The sequence below is a fragment of the Legionella oakridgensis ATCC 33761 = DSM 21215 genome (assembly GCF_000512355.1).
GTDB classification, from domain to species: domain Bacteria; phylum Pseudomonadota; class Gammaproteobacteria; order Legionellales; family Legionellaceae; genus Legionella_A; species Legionella_A oakridgensis.
On sequence record NZ_CP004006.1, the window covers coordinates 1,515,397 to 1,530,594 of the forward strand.

Below are 15,198 nucleotides of genomic sequence, written 5' to 3' on the forward strand. Positions count from 1 at the left end.
TACAAATATTTTTACTAAATAATCACTTGTGCAACCATTGCCGCCCTGCGGCGGGTAATGATGGTTTATTTTCAAGCAGCCGCTCCTCTTCTTCAAGCATATTCAATAATGCCAAAGGAGAGCATGGTTCTTGTTTTTGCAGAATCAGACAATATAGTCCGGCAGGAAATGGCCATATCATCTTTCCCATTTCATTAAAAAACTCTAATTTCCTAAGTAAATTTTCCTGAATGACCGGTGGTACATAATAAAAACTGGTATGCACAAACTGGCTATAGCCGCGATGCATCAAAATTCGTTTTACTGAAAAAGAAGAAGTCAGGCTTGCTGACAAGCCACCAAAGCATGCCAAATGCCTCCACTTTAAGGAAACACCCCAAAAACTCCAAGGATTAATGCCTAAAAATATAATATATCCCATGGATTTTAAAATACGATCCATTTCATCCAAAGGATTTTTATCTCGCTGAAAGGCTTCCATGGTTAAAGGAGCAATAATACAATCAATGCTGTTTCTATCAATGGGCAATCCATTCAAGGAAGCATTCAAAGAAGCCTTTTGCGCATCAATATATGGCGTTACAATCCATTTATGTTGAAAACGTAATGAAGGCAACCAAAGATTTTCCCCACAACTCCCCAGTTGCAACAAGGTCCCTCCCATCAAATGACTGTGGAAATTTTTTAGCTCGGAAGCAAAAGCCAAAGCGACCCTAACACCTTGAGGTGTTTTGAACCAATCATCCAGTGAACGATATTTAATTGCCTGCTCTTCCAAAGCCAAAATCAATCCTGCCTATGCCAATGTCATTGTACTATATCATTTCCATTTCATAGCATACCACTAGAAACTAGGATTCGCTCTCGCAATATATAGGCAACGTCCCTAAAGTTCTCGCGGGGCTGCAAAAGCGATAAATTGGCCTCAATTTATCACTTTTTCGCTCCTCACGAAACTTTATGGACGTTGTCTAATGCAATCATTACTTTTTTTGCCTATAGTTATCATAAAGTTAATAAAAATTTATTCATTATGTCCCTTATGCCAGAAGAGCATTTACAAGGTATTGCTCAGCTTTTAGTTCAAGAACATTTACTTGATAAAGATAATGCTTTGAAATATCAGCAACTTGCAACACGTAATAAGCAAAGTCTTCAACAATACTTGGTGGATAGTAACATTATTTCAGCCAAACAGATTGCTTTGTCAGTAGCCCAAAACTTTGGTGTCCCGGTTCTTGATCTGGATTGTATCGATATTGATTCAATACCTACCACGTTAGTCAGCGATAAATTAATTCAACGTCATGGTCTGATACCCTTATTCAGTCGCGGAAAACAATTATACATAGCCATAGATGATCCAAGTAAACATGCCTCATTGAAAGAAATTCAGTTTCATACCGGTTTACATGCCATGCCATTGATTGTTGAAACGGATAAATTAAATGAATTGATTGATAAACTCATTCACGAAAAAGAAAGTCAGGGCTTAGCCTCTTATTTTGATGAAACCAAAGATATTGACGGCTTGGAATTCAGCACGGATGAAGAAGATAATGAAGCAGATACGTCCGGTTTATCAAGTGAAGATGCGCCCATCGTAAAATTTGTGAATAGAATCATCGTTGAAGCCATAAAAAAAAGCGCTTCTGATATTCATTTTGAGCCTTATGAACGCAGCTATCGTATCCGTTACCGGCAAGATGGGATCCTCAATGAAATCACCACACCGCCAATCAGCCTGGCGGCTCGGATTTCTGCCCGTATTAAGGTCATGTCAAATCTGGATATTTCTGAACGTCGTATTCCGCAAGATGGCCGCTTTAAGATGAAATTGTCACCAACCCGCTCTGTTGACTTTCGAGTGAGCACTTGTCCAACAGTGGCTGGCGAAAAAGTGGTGATGAGAATCCTCGACCCTGGCTCAACCAAGCTTGGAGTTGAATCCCTGGGATTTAACCCAAAACAAAAAGAACACTTTTTACAAGCCATTCAGCGGCCTCAGGGAATGATTCTCGTTACCGGCCCTACAGGAAGCGGTAAAACTGTAACTCTCTATTCCGCCTTAAACACACTCAATACTACTGAAAATAATATTTCAACGGCGGAAGATCCAGTGGAAATTAAGGTCCCAGGCATTAATCAAGTGAATATCAATACAAAAGCCGGCCTTACTTTTTCCAGCGCTTTACGTGCTTTTTTACGTCAAGATCCGGATATTATCATGGTTGGTGAAATACGGGATTTGGAAACCGCAGAAATAGCCATTAAAGCCGCCCAAACCGGTCACTTGGTTTTATCCACTTTGCATACCAACAGTGCTGCTGAAACATTGACTCGTCTGGTCAATATGGGCATTCCTTCTTTTAATATTGCAAGCTCCGTAAGCTTGATTATTGCTCAACGGTTGGTGAGGCGTTTGTGCGATCAATGCAAGGTTATACGTGATGATTTCACCATTGCCAGTTTAATTGAACTTGGTTTTTCAGAAGTTGAAGCAAATACTCTGAAAGCCTACAAAGCTAATGGTTGCAGCCAATGCACTAATGGTTATCGCGGGCGTATTGGCTTATTTGAAGTCTTGCCCATGACTAAAAATCTTGGCCGCTTAATTATGTCTGGCGGAAATTCTCTCGATATTCTCAAGCAAGCCCAAGAAGAAGGCATGCTCACCGTCTATCAATCCGGGCTTGAAAAAATTAAAGAAGGTATTACAACGATTGAAGAAGTCAATCGGGTAACTGTGGATTAATATTATGGCTAAAAACACAAACACCACCGTCACTTATCAGTGGGAAGGAGTGAATCAATCCGGAGAAAAACTCAATGGTGTTATTGATGCTCGCAGTATTGCTATCGCTAAAACAGAGTTGCGCAAACAGGGAGTTATCACTCGCAAAATCGTTAAAAAAAGAGCACCTTTCTTTAAAAAAAGCAAAAAAATAAAACCAATTGACATCACCGTATTTAGTCGCCAAATGGCAACCATGATTGAAGCCGGTATTCCTTTAATTCAATCGTTTGAAATCGTTGCCAAGGGCCAAAGCAATCAGCGTATGAAAGATTTGATTGAGACCATCAAAAAAGATGTAGAATCCGGCTTAACACTAGCAGAATCCCTTAAAAAACATCCTGCTTTTTTCAACGAACTGTTTTGTAACCTGGTGGATGCTGGCGAAAAATCAGGCTCTTTAGATGTTATGCTTGATAAGATAGCCACTTATAAGGAAAAAATAGAAACCATTAAAAAGAAAATAAAAAAAGCACTTACCTATCCTATGGCCGTTATTGTGGTAGCATTTCTCGTTACCGCTGGATTGTTAATCTTTGTTGTCCCGCAATTTGAATCTTTATTTGAAGGGTTTGGAGCCGATCTTCCAGCATTAACCCGTGGTGTCATCAGCCTCTCGGAATTCTTCCAATCCTATTGGTATATTATATTTGGTTTGTTAGGTCTTGGGGTGTATAGCTTTATCTATGCTCGCAATCATTCAGCGCATTTTGCCCACCAAGTAGACCGCTATTTATTAAAAATTCCAGTGGTTGGCACCATTCTTGAAAAAGCGGCCATAGCCCGTTTTTCACGTACCCTTTCCATTACTTTTGCGGCCGGTTTACCCTTAGTGGAAGCCTTGAAATCCGTATCAGGCGCAACAGGAAATATTTTATATGCTGAAGCAACGGATAAAATCAGGGAAGAAGTATCCAATGGGCAACAAATGCAAATCGCCATGGAAAATACGAAATTATTTCCTAATATGGTGGTACAAATGATAGCTATTGGTGAAGAATCTGGTGCATTGGAACAAATGCTTACTAAGGTGGCTGATTTTTTTGAAGAAGAAGTTGATAATGCCGTAGACTCATTAAGTAGTTTATTAGAGCCAATGATCATGGCAATATTAGGTATATTGGTAGGCGGCCTGGTGGTCGCCATGTATTTACCCATCTTTAAACTTGGCTCTGTGGTATAATGAATGATTGCTGAACTTTTATACGTCTATCCTATTGTCATTTATATTTTTTTGGCGCTTTTTTCGCTCGCCATTGGCAGCCTTCTAAACGTCATTATTCATCGTCTGCCATTGATGCTACAGATGGAATGGACTTCTCAGTGTCGCAATTTATTACAGTTGCCCGATGAAACTCCCTCTAAGAAAATAAATTTATTTTTTCCTCGGTCTTTCTGTCCCCAATGCAAAAACAAAATTCCATTCTGGCATAACATTCCCCTTGTCAGTTATTGTTTTTTACGCGGGCGATGCGCTACCTGCCAACAATCTATTCCCTTTCGCTACCCGTTCGTTGAAGCACTTTGCCTAGGCCTGTCTCTTTTGGCTGTTTGGCATTTTGGATTTAATTTAACCTTGATTTTTGCTCTTTTATTTATTTGGTTGCTTATTGTGATTTGTTTTATTGATCTACAGCATCAACTCATCCCTGACAGTTTAAGCTTAAGTCTTTTATGGCTTGGTTTAATAGCAAATACTCAAACGTTATTTACTTCCCTTTCCGTTGCTGTTTTAAGTGCCGCAGGAGCTTACCTAGCTCTTTGGCTATTTATTAAACTATTTTACCTATTAACAGGCAAAATTGGGATGGGACAAGGAGATTTCAAATTATTTGCAGCCTTTGGCGCCTGGTTTGGCTGGGTACAGTTACCTTTTATTCTGCTCCTTTCTTCAATACTGGGCGCCTTGACAGGCCTCATATATTTAAAAGCAACCAGGCAAACAAGAGATACGCCCATTCCTTTTGGCCCTTTTTTATGTCTAGCAGGCCTGATTGCCTTATTTTATGGCGATGCGATTATTCGCTGGTATCTTAATCTCTTTATTTTGACGTTACCTCCGTTAAGAGGATGACGGCGGTTTGGGTAATAACGATTCATCTGAACTAAACTCTTGATTTAACCCATTCAAAGCATCCATAGGGAGCAGGGTTTCTGGCCGCGCAAAAAAATGAGGGCAATTTTTACCTGACAGATAATAAATAAGAGCATTAATACCTCTTATGAGCGTGTCAAGAATAGCCTTCATGCCATGAAGCTCACCTAATATTTGCTTCGCACTACGCCCCTTATATTTCGTATCATTTACTTCTTGGATGCTTTTAAGTTGCCAAGCTTTTGCAACATCCAGTGGATCATTTTTTGAAGATTCACACTGACTGCGAGCATCGCGAATATGACGATATAAGTTATCTCGCAAGGCAGTTGCCGCTATTGCTTCAATGGAAGTTGGATCCGTTGCTATGATAGTCCTGACCTTGGGCGCCAAGCGCTCGGTTATCGTCTTTTCAAATTCGCTCAAAAAATCCAAAAATCGCCTTTTAATCTCATCTCGATTTACGGCTTCTTTTTTGGCGGAAGCAATCGGTGATTCTACCATCCCTAGCGTTAATATGGGCGAGGCCACTTCAGAATCCCGTCTTCCAGCAGCAATCGCGGCTGCTTCATCCGGCAATTCGACATCATCCGACGGGGGTTGTCCAACGACCGGATGAAATAAAGAACCACGGCCCTTATTATGATGTGTGGTCGCTGCGCTGGGCGGCAATTTACCAGCGCCAGGTGACGCCTGTCGAATTGGACGATGGGGTGCCTCCGTTACACGGGGAGGCTCATGAGTTAAACGCTGTGAAGAACCATTGATAACAGCTCTTAATCCATCAAAAATGTCTGGCCAACCTGGAAGTCCACGTAATTCATCATAATGCGAATCTGTAAGCTCTCTTAGAAATTGCTCTTTCAACTCCTCCACGTAAACAGCGACCTCTTGAGGGGCTTCCATATATCTTGTATGCATTGTTTTTAAACAGGTTTTTAGACGCTCCTTTAATTGCAAGGCAAGCTCTGCTTTTGGGTATAAAAGTGGTTCTGCACTTAATCGTCCAATGGCTTGCGTCAGCATTTTTTCATCCAAAGCACTGGATGCTAAACGCAATATCCTGAGAAATTGCTGACGAGGCGCTTCTGCTCGAGGAGCGGCTGATGGTTGCGGAACCGTTAAATGCAAGCGCTCAATCATTTGCGCTAAAGGAGCTCTCTGCAAAGACACTTTCAGTTCCACTGTGATTGGATGATTAGAGTGAAGTACAGCACCTTTTTCAAGAAGCTGTAAAATCAGGCGCTGAGCAGCATCTCGTTGTAGAACATCAAAGTGACGCTGATTTTTTTCACAATGCTCCACAATTAAGCGCAACAACGTTTTTCCATGGGTCAAAGAAACATTCATACTGTCCGCTGGTATGGCTTCAACAAATTCCGATAAAAATCGAAAATCATTCTCTGCAATAGCATTCGCTAATGCTTCAGTTTCCTTATAAAAACGAAAAATTCTGGCTGCTGCGCGCTTGTCAGTGAAATTTATAATGGGTAACAATTGACGATGATCAATAATATCTCCCATGCTCGCCAGAATAACTCTTGCTACATCCAAATCGTTATGGCCAAGCATGCATTTTGCCAGTTGTTGATATAAACTTGTTCTCATTTCCTCACGCAATGGAGCACTTGGAGGTAGTCGCTTATAAAAATCAATGCATGTCTGCATAATACGCGGAGATTGAGTCAGGTTCGTGCAAGCAATCAGCAGCGCATGGTCCGCTCCCTCCAAAGTCAGTAACCGTTGTACAAGCGGGGCGTGCTGGTCCCGTTCGGTTAAAGCGGCGACAATCTTCGCTTTTGATTCCCACAGGCTATTATCCCCAGACGCAAAAAATGCCGGGTTGCTTGTCAATATGTTTCTCAATAATAATGCTGTCATCTCTGCAGCACGCTCAGAATGCAGGGCTAAATCAAAAATGGGTTGCTCTATGTTAACGGTGCCAATGGACAGTGATAATTTAACTGTTCTAAAAAAGTCTATCAAATTATCCACATCGGCAAGTAACGCTTCCACTTGCTCCAGATGGCCCATGCATACGGCATACTGCAATTGTTGAATTTTGTCTTCTCTTGGTTGAGCAGACAAATATTGATGAACCACATTTCTAATCAATCCATCTTTGCGGTTAGCCAAAGTAAACATTTTGGCTACGTCGTTTCCATCACTGTCTTTTGTGGTTAATTTATCTGCAGTAAGACGATGTAGCGTTTTAAAAGAAACATGGCGGCAAGTTTGCTCAAAACGGTGTTCTAAATCGCTTGCATATTCACTGTTAACGTAAACGTCTGAAGTAAAGTTAGTCTGACCATTGGTAGAAAATGCACCGACAACCAAACCTGCCAATTTCTCAAGATCACCCCCACAATGCTCAGTATGACCACCATCACAAAACGACCAACCATGGCGTGGATGATACACAACAGCGATTCTATGATTAACACTCGAAAGAAGAAATGAAACAGGATAAATTATTCCTCGTAAATTTTCCTGCAAGGGAGCAAAATAGCCATGGATTAACGTTTCCTGATCATAAGCTCCTGCAAATCCAGACACTTTACTTAATGTCATACCTCTGCGGCCATATTCTGCCGGCACCATGTATTTAAATGAATCCAATAATTCCTGGCGGGGTAGTACGCTACGACCAAATAATGTTTCCGACACTTCGGAAAAATTCTGGTGCACGATCACAGAATCAAAAAATGGCTGCATTTCGAGTAAATCTGCATGAACAGCCGGCAGCCCATCAATAGAACCTGCACGCGGAGCTTTCTTTTGTGCAAGGCTTATTAGATCAATTAATAATTCAGAAGGAAATTGATCGATAAAAGCGGCCCGTGCTTCAAAGCTTTCTAAATCATCTAATAGACTAGAAACAGCATAGATGTTTGCAATACCCGCGCATACTCCCTTAGCAATGTCATTAAATTGTCTGGAATCGGCTGGAATAGCTTCCATGTAATTCATCGCCATCATGGCGGCCGTGATTTTCCCATGAATCTGAGATGATAATACTCGTTTTGCGTAGTATTTCTTGGTTTCCATAAAATCCGAGATGGATTTAAGCGCCTCTTGACTTAAATGATCACGGGTACCCGCCAAACGCTCAAATACCTCATCTTTGTATGCGCCAGGTACATTGAGCAAACCCTGTTCGAGTTCACCATCAGAATTGACAACAGCATAACGAACTGCACCACTATCAAGATAAATAAGGAACACCCCTGGATCAAGCACACCTACTCGGGCACCGTATACCGATCCTAACGTCATTTGATAACGGCTATTTTCCTTGATCACCTTATTTAAATAGACCAGTGACTGTGAAATAAAGCTGCCCCGACCAACTCCTGTGGGAGCAAGTGAAGGAAAATCACTATGCAATCTCTTTAATGCCTCTTCTGCCAACACAGTTTGTCCGGCATCCTGCCAAGACTTCAGCAAACGACTCAGGATCAACAGATAATTGGTGGAAGGTACAATATCATGTTGATTCAATCGTTCCCAGGGTTGAAATAACTCCAATAAAGCAGATTCTGAAGAAGTTCGAGATAGGCGCAGGAATGATTGGATTTCCATTTCACTAGGTAATCCATCTTTATTGGTGATGATTTTAAATGCTTGCAGCATTGGACTAAGAGGTCTTACAGGTGTCCTAGGTCGTCTTGGTGGCATAATAAAAATATGAATATAAATATAAAGATTATCTTATTATATTGCTATAAATGTTCAATATCAAGTCAATCTGTATTGGTTTTATTGGATTTGAATCAGTAAGTTTGTACGGTTTCACCATAAAAAACAATAAAATTAATTAATGAGTTAATAATGGAATAAATCTGACAGAATCCTGTGACATCCACCAGGAAATCCCAAACACCTCAATAAGAAAAATACCTTAGGATTTACCACGAAATTGCGTCAGAGCAGAAAAAAATTCCGGCTTATTCAAACCAATGGCAGCAAAAATTTGCGGCACTTTATCCCAGCTATTTTCTTGCTCAATGCTCGCCACCACCAACTCAAATCCGCGTTTTTTATCGGCCTCAACTCCCCAGCCATTAATATAACACAAACCATGCAATCGTTTTGCCTGAATATGACCCAATTGTTCGGCGGCAGTTAAATAAGCCAGGGCTTCTTCATAATGCTCTTTCATTTGTTTTTCGTTACTCGGATTTGCAAAAATACCTTTTAATTGAAGATCTTCCCTAAACTTTGCCACATCCAATAAATATTTTCCCAAAATATATTGGGCTTGCGAATCTTCAATAGTGGCTGCTGCTCGGTAACATTCCATGGACATTTCCCGTGCAAATGGAAATTTTTTCTTGCCACGCAGCGACTCATAGATTCCTGCAAGGGTATGGTATAAAGCCATTTCTTTTTTCAAAGCTTCTTCACTGGGTTGATTATGAATACGAGTATGCTGTAATGCTTTGATTTTTTTTGTAATCCTTTTTATTTTAAGCCGTTTTAAGAACAACATACCTGCTCCTTTTATCCAACGGGTGGAATATAAATCAACCATTCAAACAACGTGACAATGATAAATACCAGTATAACAGTAAATATAATTTTTGATAAAATGCTTGTGGTTGCCTTCACTTCCAGACTTATTTTTTCCTTTTTTCTTGCACCGGCGTTTCAACACCATGCAGCTCGGCATCAATGCGGTGGGAAAAAACATAGGCAAGTAAAGCCATTATCAGAGCCGGAATAAAAAACACACAAAAAACCCCCATGACGCCCTAAGAAGACTAAAACCGTAGTCAACCTGAAAAAATTGCCGCCAGCGGAGGACAAACTCAGGTACATCGTATACCCAATTAAATAACAAAAAGGGAAAAATATAAGCACTAAATACTAATAAAGCCATGCTGATAACAAGGCAAATCATCCCAGCGATGTATAGCAAATTATCCTGCTGATCCCATTTCATATAAAAACACTTATTTCACCATGGATGATTTTAATCAACATAGCAGATAGCCTGATAATTGCCAAGTACGAAGCTGCTTACTATAATGATTTTTTTCAATAAAATGAAGCAAGTAATGATACGATATGTTTTTATGATTTCCGACGGTACTGGCATAACTGCAGAATCATTAGGCAACAGTTTGTTGACACAATTTGAACAAATTGAATTTGAAAAACAAACCATCCCCTACGTTGATTCCATTGATAAAGCCGAAGCGGTTATAACGAGACTCAACGATTGTTTCGAAGAAACCGGCATCAAACCCTTAGTTTTTATGACGCTGGTAAACCCTGCTATTGGCACTTGTATAAAACAGGCAAATGCTTGCGTTTTTGACCTTTTTAATGCGTTTCTTGCACCGCTCGAGCAAGAGTTAAACATCAAATCCTCCTATACAGTAGGACGTACGCATGGCGTAGCCGATGCAAAATCTTATGATCAACGCATAGAGGCCGTAAACTTTGCTCTTGCTCATGATGATGGAATAAAAACTAGCGATTATGAAAAAGCGGATATTATTCTCATTGGCGTATCTCGCTGCGGAAAAACGCCGAGTTGCCTCTATATGGCATTACAATTTGGGATTCTTGCTGCAAACTATCCCTTTACCGAGGAAGAAGAACTGTCAGAATTTCGTTTCCCCGAAATATTAAGACCCTATAAAAGTAAATTATTTGGTCTAACAATTGATGCTTCGCGGCTGCAGCAAATTCGCACTGAACGACGCCCCAATAGTCAATACGCATCCAGTGAACAATGTCGTCTTGAAGTCTCAGAAGTTGAAGCCATGTATCGCAGGGAAAATATACCTTTTCTTAACTCAACGCGTTACTCCATCGAAGAAATTACCACAAAAATCATGGCAGCAGCTGGTCTTAAACGTAAGCTATAGGGTTAAAAGCTTGCTATTTACAAATGACCTGCTAATCTTCGCCCATTGATTCATCGCTTGAGGTAAGCTGTGTATAGCATTGAAATTTTCCAAATCGATGCCTTTACAGACAAGGTGTTTCATGGAAATCCTGCTGCTGTATGTTTACTTAAACATTGGTTAAATGATGAATTATTACAGGCTATTGCCGTTGAAAATAATTTATCAGAAACAGCATTCATTCTCGAAGCCAAAGACGGGTATCAAATTCGCTGGTTCACCCCGAATGGTGAAATTAATTTGTGTGGTCATGCCACCCTTGCCGCCGGCTTTTTATTATTTGAATTGGGAAAAGGCATGAATGAGACCATTCATTTTTCAAGTCTCAGTGGTCCACTATACATTAAGAAAAAAAGCTCTCGACTTGTCATGGACTTCCCTCGCCTCAATTATGAAACGGTCCAATCTGCTGGGCCATGGACCAGCCTTATTGACAAACCAATAGCCGGTGCCTTTATCAGCGACCTGGATTATTTAATATTACTTGCTAATGAAAGTGATGTCTTAAATGCTCAAGTTGATTTAAAATCACTGGCAAAAATGCCCAAACGAGGCCTGATATTAACAGCCAAAAGCAATGATGCCGATTTTTATTCGCGCTGTTTTTATCCAAAACACCATATTCCAGAAGATCCAGTGACCGGATCAGCGCATTGTGTATTAGCCCCCTTCTGGGCCGAACGATTAAATAAAACGAGCCTTAAAGGCATTCAAGGATCGTTTCGTAAAGGCGAAGTTTTATGTGACGTTTTTGCAGAACGTATTCACATAGCAGGTTATTGTAAATGGTATTTCAAAGGCCATTTAGTCATTTAAATAAAGCGGGTTGCTATCCTAAAATCAGCATGATACAAATGCTCTTTTATTTCAAGGAGTAACGGTTAATGTCGCATTCGATGGGAAAAATATTCCGAACGTTAGTTCAAACCCAGGCACCTGTACAAATCCTTGGGACCATCAATGCTTATTCCGCCATGCTTGCCGAACATGCCGGCGCCCAAGCCATTTATTTATCAGGAGCAGGTGTTGCTAATGCCTCCTATGGCTTGCCGGATTTGGGAATGACCTCCCTTGCAGAAGTGCTTGAAGATGTACGGCGGGTTACGCAAGCCTGTTCTTTACCCTTGCTTGTAGACGTGGATACGGGTTGGGGCCATGCTTTCAATATCGCTAGGACCGTTAAATTAATGGAACGAACCAATGTGGCTGCCATTCATATAGAAGACCAAGTCATCGCTAAACGTTGTGGGCATCGTCCTAATAAAGCTGTTGTTTCCATGCAAGAAATGGGAGATCGCATAAAAGCAGCCGTTGACGCGCGTGTTGACGAACAATTTATTATCATGGCACGAACGGATGCCTTTGCCAACGAGGGGATGAACAGTGCCATAGAGCGAGCATTATTTTACATAGAATCTGGCGCTGATATGATTTTTCCTGAGGCACTAACCACACTTGCACAATATCAGGAATTCACCCAACATTTAATAAATGTGCCAGTGCTGGCTAATATTACTGAGTTCGGTAAAACGCCTTTATTTACTCGCGATGAATTAAAGGAAGCTGGAGTCCAGTTAATCTTATATCCACTCAGTGCATTTCGAGCGATGTCTCATGCCGCCCTTCATGTTTATCACACCATTCTTAAACAAGGCACGCAAAAACAACGCTTGATACGATGCAAACACGCGATGATTTATATGAAGTATTAAAATACCGTGACTTTGAAAAAACACTAGATAAAATTAGGGGAGAACAGGATGGTAAATAAATCAGCAGGACTGGCTGGCGTTGTTGCTGGTCAATCAGCCATTGCCACGGTAGGGCAAGAAGGAAAAGGATTAAACTACCGCGGATATTCCATTGATGATTTGGCTGAAAACGCTGCCTTTGAAGAAGTTGCTTATCTTTTACTGTATGGACAACTTCCCACCAGCGCAGAATTGGCGACTTATACCAATAAACTAATCAGTTTGCGCACATTACCTGATCCATTGAAAAAAGTTCTTAAACTCATTCCCAAAGAAACGCATCCTATGGATGTTTTGCGTACCGGCTGTTCATTATTGGGGAATCTCGAACCAGAAGATAATTTTTCACAACAACATGATATTGCCGATCGGCTTTTAGCTATTTTTCCTGGGATGCTTTGTTATTGGTATGCCTACCATCAGGGCAGAGAAATCAGTGGCGAAAGCGATGAGCAAAGCACAGGTGGACATTTTCTTGCGTTATTACATGGTAAAAAACCACCAAAATTGCATCGCGATATGATGAACGTATCCTTAATTCTTTATGCCGAACATGAATTTAACGCATCCACTTTTGCCGCAAGGGTAACCGCTGCCACATTATCCGATTTTTATTCCTCTATAACCAGCGCCATTGGCACATTACGCGGCCCATTGCATGGTGGTGCCAATGAAGCAGCCATGGAATTGATCCAACGCTTTAAAACACCTGATGAAGCGGAGCAACAACTGATGGTAATGTTGGAAAATAAAGCCAAAATCATGGGCTTTGGTCACCGTGTTTACAAGGATTGCGACCCACGCTCAGATATTATAAAAGCCTGGTCAAAAAAACTTGCGAAATCACAAGATGATCTGCTGTTATACAAAATCTCTGAACGCATTGAAGAAGTCATGAGGCGCGAGAAAAAATTATTTCCGAACCTCGATTTTTACAGTGCATCAGCCTATCATTATTGTGGCATACCAACCTCATTATTTACCCCGATTTTTGTCATATCACGCATCACAGGCTGGTCTGCCCATGTATTTGAACAACGAGCAGACAATCGTCTCATTCGCCCAACGTCTGAATACATAGGGCCAGAACCACGTCCATATATTGCAATTGATTCCCGAGGATAATCATGAGTTCGCCATTTGTAGAAACAAACATAAAACCAGATTATGATTCAGTCATCAGCGACATTGCGGATTATGTGTTGAATTATGAGATTAATAGTCAAGAAGCCTATGAAACAGCCCGACTTTGCTTAATGGATACCTTGGGTTGTGGCCTGTTGGCACTTAATTTTCCTGAGTGCACCAAATTACTGGGGCCAGTGGTCCCAGGAGCTGTCTTGGCTGGCGGTGCTCGAGTCCCTGGAACTCATCATGAACTTGACCCTATACAAGCTGCTTTTAATATTGGTACCATGATTCGATGGCTCGATTTCAATGATACCTGGCTTGCTGCTGAATGGGGGCACCCATCTGATAATCTTGGCGCCATATTAGCCGTTGCGGATTACCTAGGCCGCCAGAATACCCATAAAAAGGCGGACGCTTTAACCATGCATACTGTACTTACCGCAATGATTAAAGCCCATGAAATTCAAGGCTGTCTTGCCTTGGAAAATAGTTTTAACCGAGTTGGTTTGGATCATGTTATTTTGGTTAAACTCGCCAGTGCCGCAGTAACTGCCATGCTGTTAGGTGGTGATAAAGCCCTGATAGAACGCACGTTATCACAGGTTTTTGTTGATGGGCAAAGTTTACGTACGTATCGCCATACCCCAAATACAGGCTCAAGAAAATCCTGGGCTGCAGGCGATGCCACCTCTCGCGCCGTACGGCTCGCACTCATTTGCGCCACTGGGGAAATGGGTTATCCCAGTGCCTTAACCGCGCCTAAATGGGGGTTTTATGATGTATTGTTCTCAGGCAATTCATTTAAATTTCAACGGCCTTATGGAAGTTATGTGATGGAAAATGTGTTATTTAAATTATCCTACCCAGCCGAATTCCATGCACAAACTGCCGTTGAATGTGCCGTCGCACTACACCCTCAAATAAAAAACAGAATAGATGATATTGCTCGTATTGAGATCACGACTCATGAGTCAGCCATCCGCATCATCAGTAAAGAAGGACCGCTGCATAACCCAGCGGATCGCGATCATTGCTTACAATATATGGTAGCAATTGCCTTATTGCACGGTGATTTACGCGCTGAACATTATGAAGACTCCGAGGCCTCCGATCCACGTATTGATGCATTACGTCAAAAAATGCATATCCATGAAAGTAAGCAATTTTCACAGGATTATCATGATCCTGAAAAACGCTCCATTGCCAACAGCATTAAGTTGATATTTAATGATGGCAAGGAAACTGATCTGATAACGATCGAATACCCTATTGGACATAAACGTCGTCGTAAAGAAGGCGTGCCTGTACTGCTTGCGAAGTTTGAACGTAATTTAGCCACACGATTCTCATCAGAAAAAATTAAGCAAATCATAAATTCCATGAGTGAACTTGATAAGCTTGCTCAGCAACCTGTCACTGATTTCATGGCCATGTGGCAAATATGAAAGAATAAAACAACGCTTGCAAACTTGCATGTGCAATGTCTAGCGCACTCCATACAGGACAGAC

The 15,198-nt window shown here is 41.2% G+C and carries 10 protein-coding genes and 1 pseudogene; 8 read left to right on the forward strand and 3 right to left on the reverse strand.

Annotated features, from left to right (window positions below):
• Positions 1 to 22: 22 nt before the first annotated feature.
• A complete protein-coding gene (locus tag LOA_RS07435) occupies positions 23 to 784 on the reverse strand; it encodes a methyltransferase domain-containing protein (protein ID WP_025385784.1) in 762 nt (253 codons plus the stop codon).
• A 249-nt stretch (positions 785 to 1,033) separates the two neighbouring features.
• Between LOA_RS07435 and pilB the strand changes: the two genes are divergently transcribed.
• From pilB to LOA_RS07450, 3 genes are read left to right on the forward strand one after another with little or no spacing between them, the layout of a single operon-like run.
• The gene (gene pilB, locus LOA_RS07440) at positions 1,034 to 2,755 is read left to right on the forward strand and encodes a type IV-A pilus assembly ATPase PilB (RefSeq protein WP_025385785.1); all 1,722 of its coding nucleotides are present in this window, start codon (positions 1,034 to 1,036) and stop codon (positions 2,753 to 2,755) included.
• Between the two features lie 4 nt (positions 2,756 to 2,759).
• Entirely contained in the window at positions 2,760 to 3,977 is a 1,218-nt protein-coding gene (locus tag LOA_RS07445; protein ID WP_025385786.1) for a type II secretion system F family protein, read from the forward strand.
• A gap of 3 nt (positions 3,978 to 3,980) precedes the next feature.
• Positions 3,981 to 4,868: a prepilin peptidase gene (locus tag LOA_RS07450; RefSeq protein WP_025385787.1), complete on the forward strand. Its 888-nt coding sequence runs from the start codon at positions 3,981 to 3,983 to the stop codon at positions 4,866 to 4,868.
• Here the strand turns inward: LOA_RS07450 and LOA_RS07455 are convergent.
• Complete coding sequence (locus tag LOA_RS07455; protein ID WP_147370113.1) at positions 4,857 to 8,567, reverse strand: hypothetical protein; 3,711 nt, start codon at positions 8,565 to 8,567, stop codon at positions 4,857 to 4,859. The two genes, LOA_RS07450 and LOA_RS07455, sit on opposite strands and share 12 nt — an antisense overlap.
• A gap of 223 nt (positions 8,568 to 8,790) precedes the next feature.
• Positions 8,791 to 9,381 carry an SEL1-like repeat protein gene (locus LOA_RS07460; RefSeq protein ID WP_025385789.1) on the reverse strand — a complete coding sequence of 197 codons (591 nt, stop codon included), beginning with the start codon at positions 9,379 to 9,381 and terminating at the stop codon, positions 8,791 to 8,793.
• A gap of 568 nt (positions 9,382 to 9,949) precedes the next feature.
• Between LOA_RS07460 and ppsR the strand changes: the two genes are divergently transcribed.
• From ppsR to LOA_RS07490, 5 genes and pseudogenes are all read left to right on the forward strand, one after another.
• Positions 9,950 to 10,768, forward strand: a complete 819-nt coding sequence (gene ppsR / locus LOA_RS07470) for a posphoenolpyruvate synthetase regulatory kinase/phosphorylase PpsR (protein ID WP_025385790.1) — start codon at positions 9,950 to 9,952, stop codon at positions 10,766 to 10,768.
• A 69-nt stretch (positions 10,769 to 10,837) separates the two neighbouring features.
• On the forward strand, positions 10,838 to 11,623 hold the full coding sequence (locus tag LOA_RS07475; RefSeq protein WP_025385791.1) for a PhzF family phenazine biosynthesis protein: 786 nt from the start codon (positions 10,838 to 10,840) through the stop codon (positions 11,621 to 11,623).
• Between the two features lie 68 nt (positions 11,624 to 11,691).
• Positions 11,692 to 12,578 (forward strand): annotated as a pseudogene (gene prpB, locus LOA_RS07480) (methylisocitrate lyase).
• Positions 12,568 to 13,683, forward strand: coding sequence for a bifunctional 2-methylcitrate synthase/citrate synthase (gene prpC / locus LOA_RS07485; RefSeq protein WP_025385792.1), 1,116 nt, complete (start codon positions 12,568 to 12,570; stop codon positions 13,681 to 13,683). The pseudogene prpB and the gene prpC overlap by 11 nt, the downstream one beginning before the upstream one ends.
• A gap of 2 nt (positions 13,684 to 13,685) precedes the next feature.
• Complete coding sequence (locus tag LOA_RS07490; RefSeq protein ID WP_025385793.1) at positions 13,686 to 15,134, forward strand: bifunctional 2-methylcitrate dehydratase/aconitate hydratase; 1,449 nt, start codon at positions 13,686 to 13,688, stop codon at positions 15,132 to 15,134.
• Positions 15,135 to 15,198 lie beyond the last annotated feature (64 nt).

Coding starts and splice junctions, on each gene's coding strand:
- LOA_RS07450 (WP_025385787.1), top strand. CDS start 3,981: ATGATTGCTGAACTTTTATACGTCTATCCTATTGTCATTTATATTTTT.
- LOA_RS07490 (WP_025385793.1), top strand. CDS start 13,686: ATGAGTTCGCCATTTGTAGAAACAAACATAAAACCAGATTATGATTCA.
- LOA_RS07460 (WP_025385789.1), bottom strand. CDS start 9,381: ATGTTGTTCTTAAAACGGCTTAAAATAAAAAGGATTACAAAAAAAATC.
- ppsR (WP_025385790.1), top strand. CDS start 9,950: ATGATACGATATGTTTTTATGATTTCCGACGGTACTGGCATAACTGCA.
- prpC (WP_025385792.1), top strand. CDS start 12,568: ATGGTAAATAAATCAGCAGGACTGGCTGGCGTTGTTGCTGGTCAATCA.
- LOA_RS07455 (WP_147370113.1), bottom strand. CDS start 8,567: ATGCCACCAAGACGACCTAGGACACCTGTAAGACCTCTTAGTCCAATG.
- pilB (WP_025385785.1), top strand. CDS start 1,034: ATGTCCCTTATGCCAGAAGAGCATTTACAAGGTATTGCTCAGCTTTTA.
- LOA_RS07445 (WP_025385786.1), top strand. CDS start 2,760: ATGGCTAAAAACACAAACACCACCGTCACTTATCAGTGGGAAGGAGTG.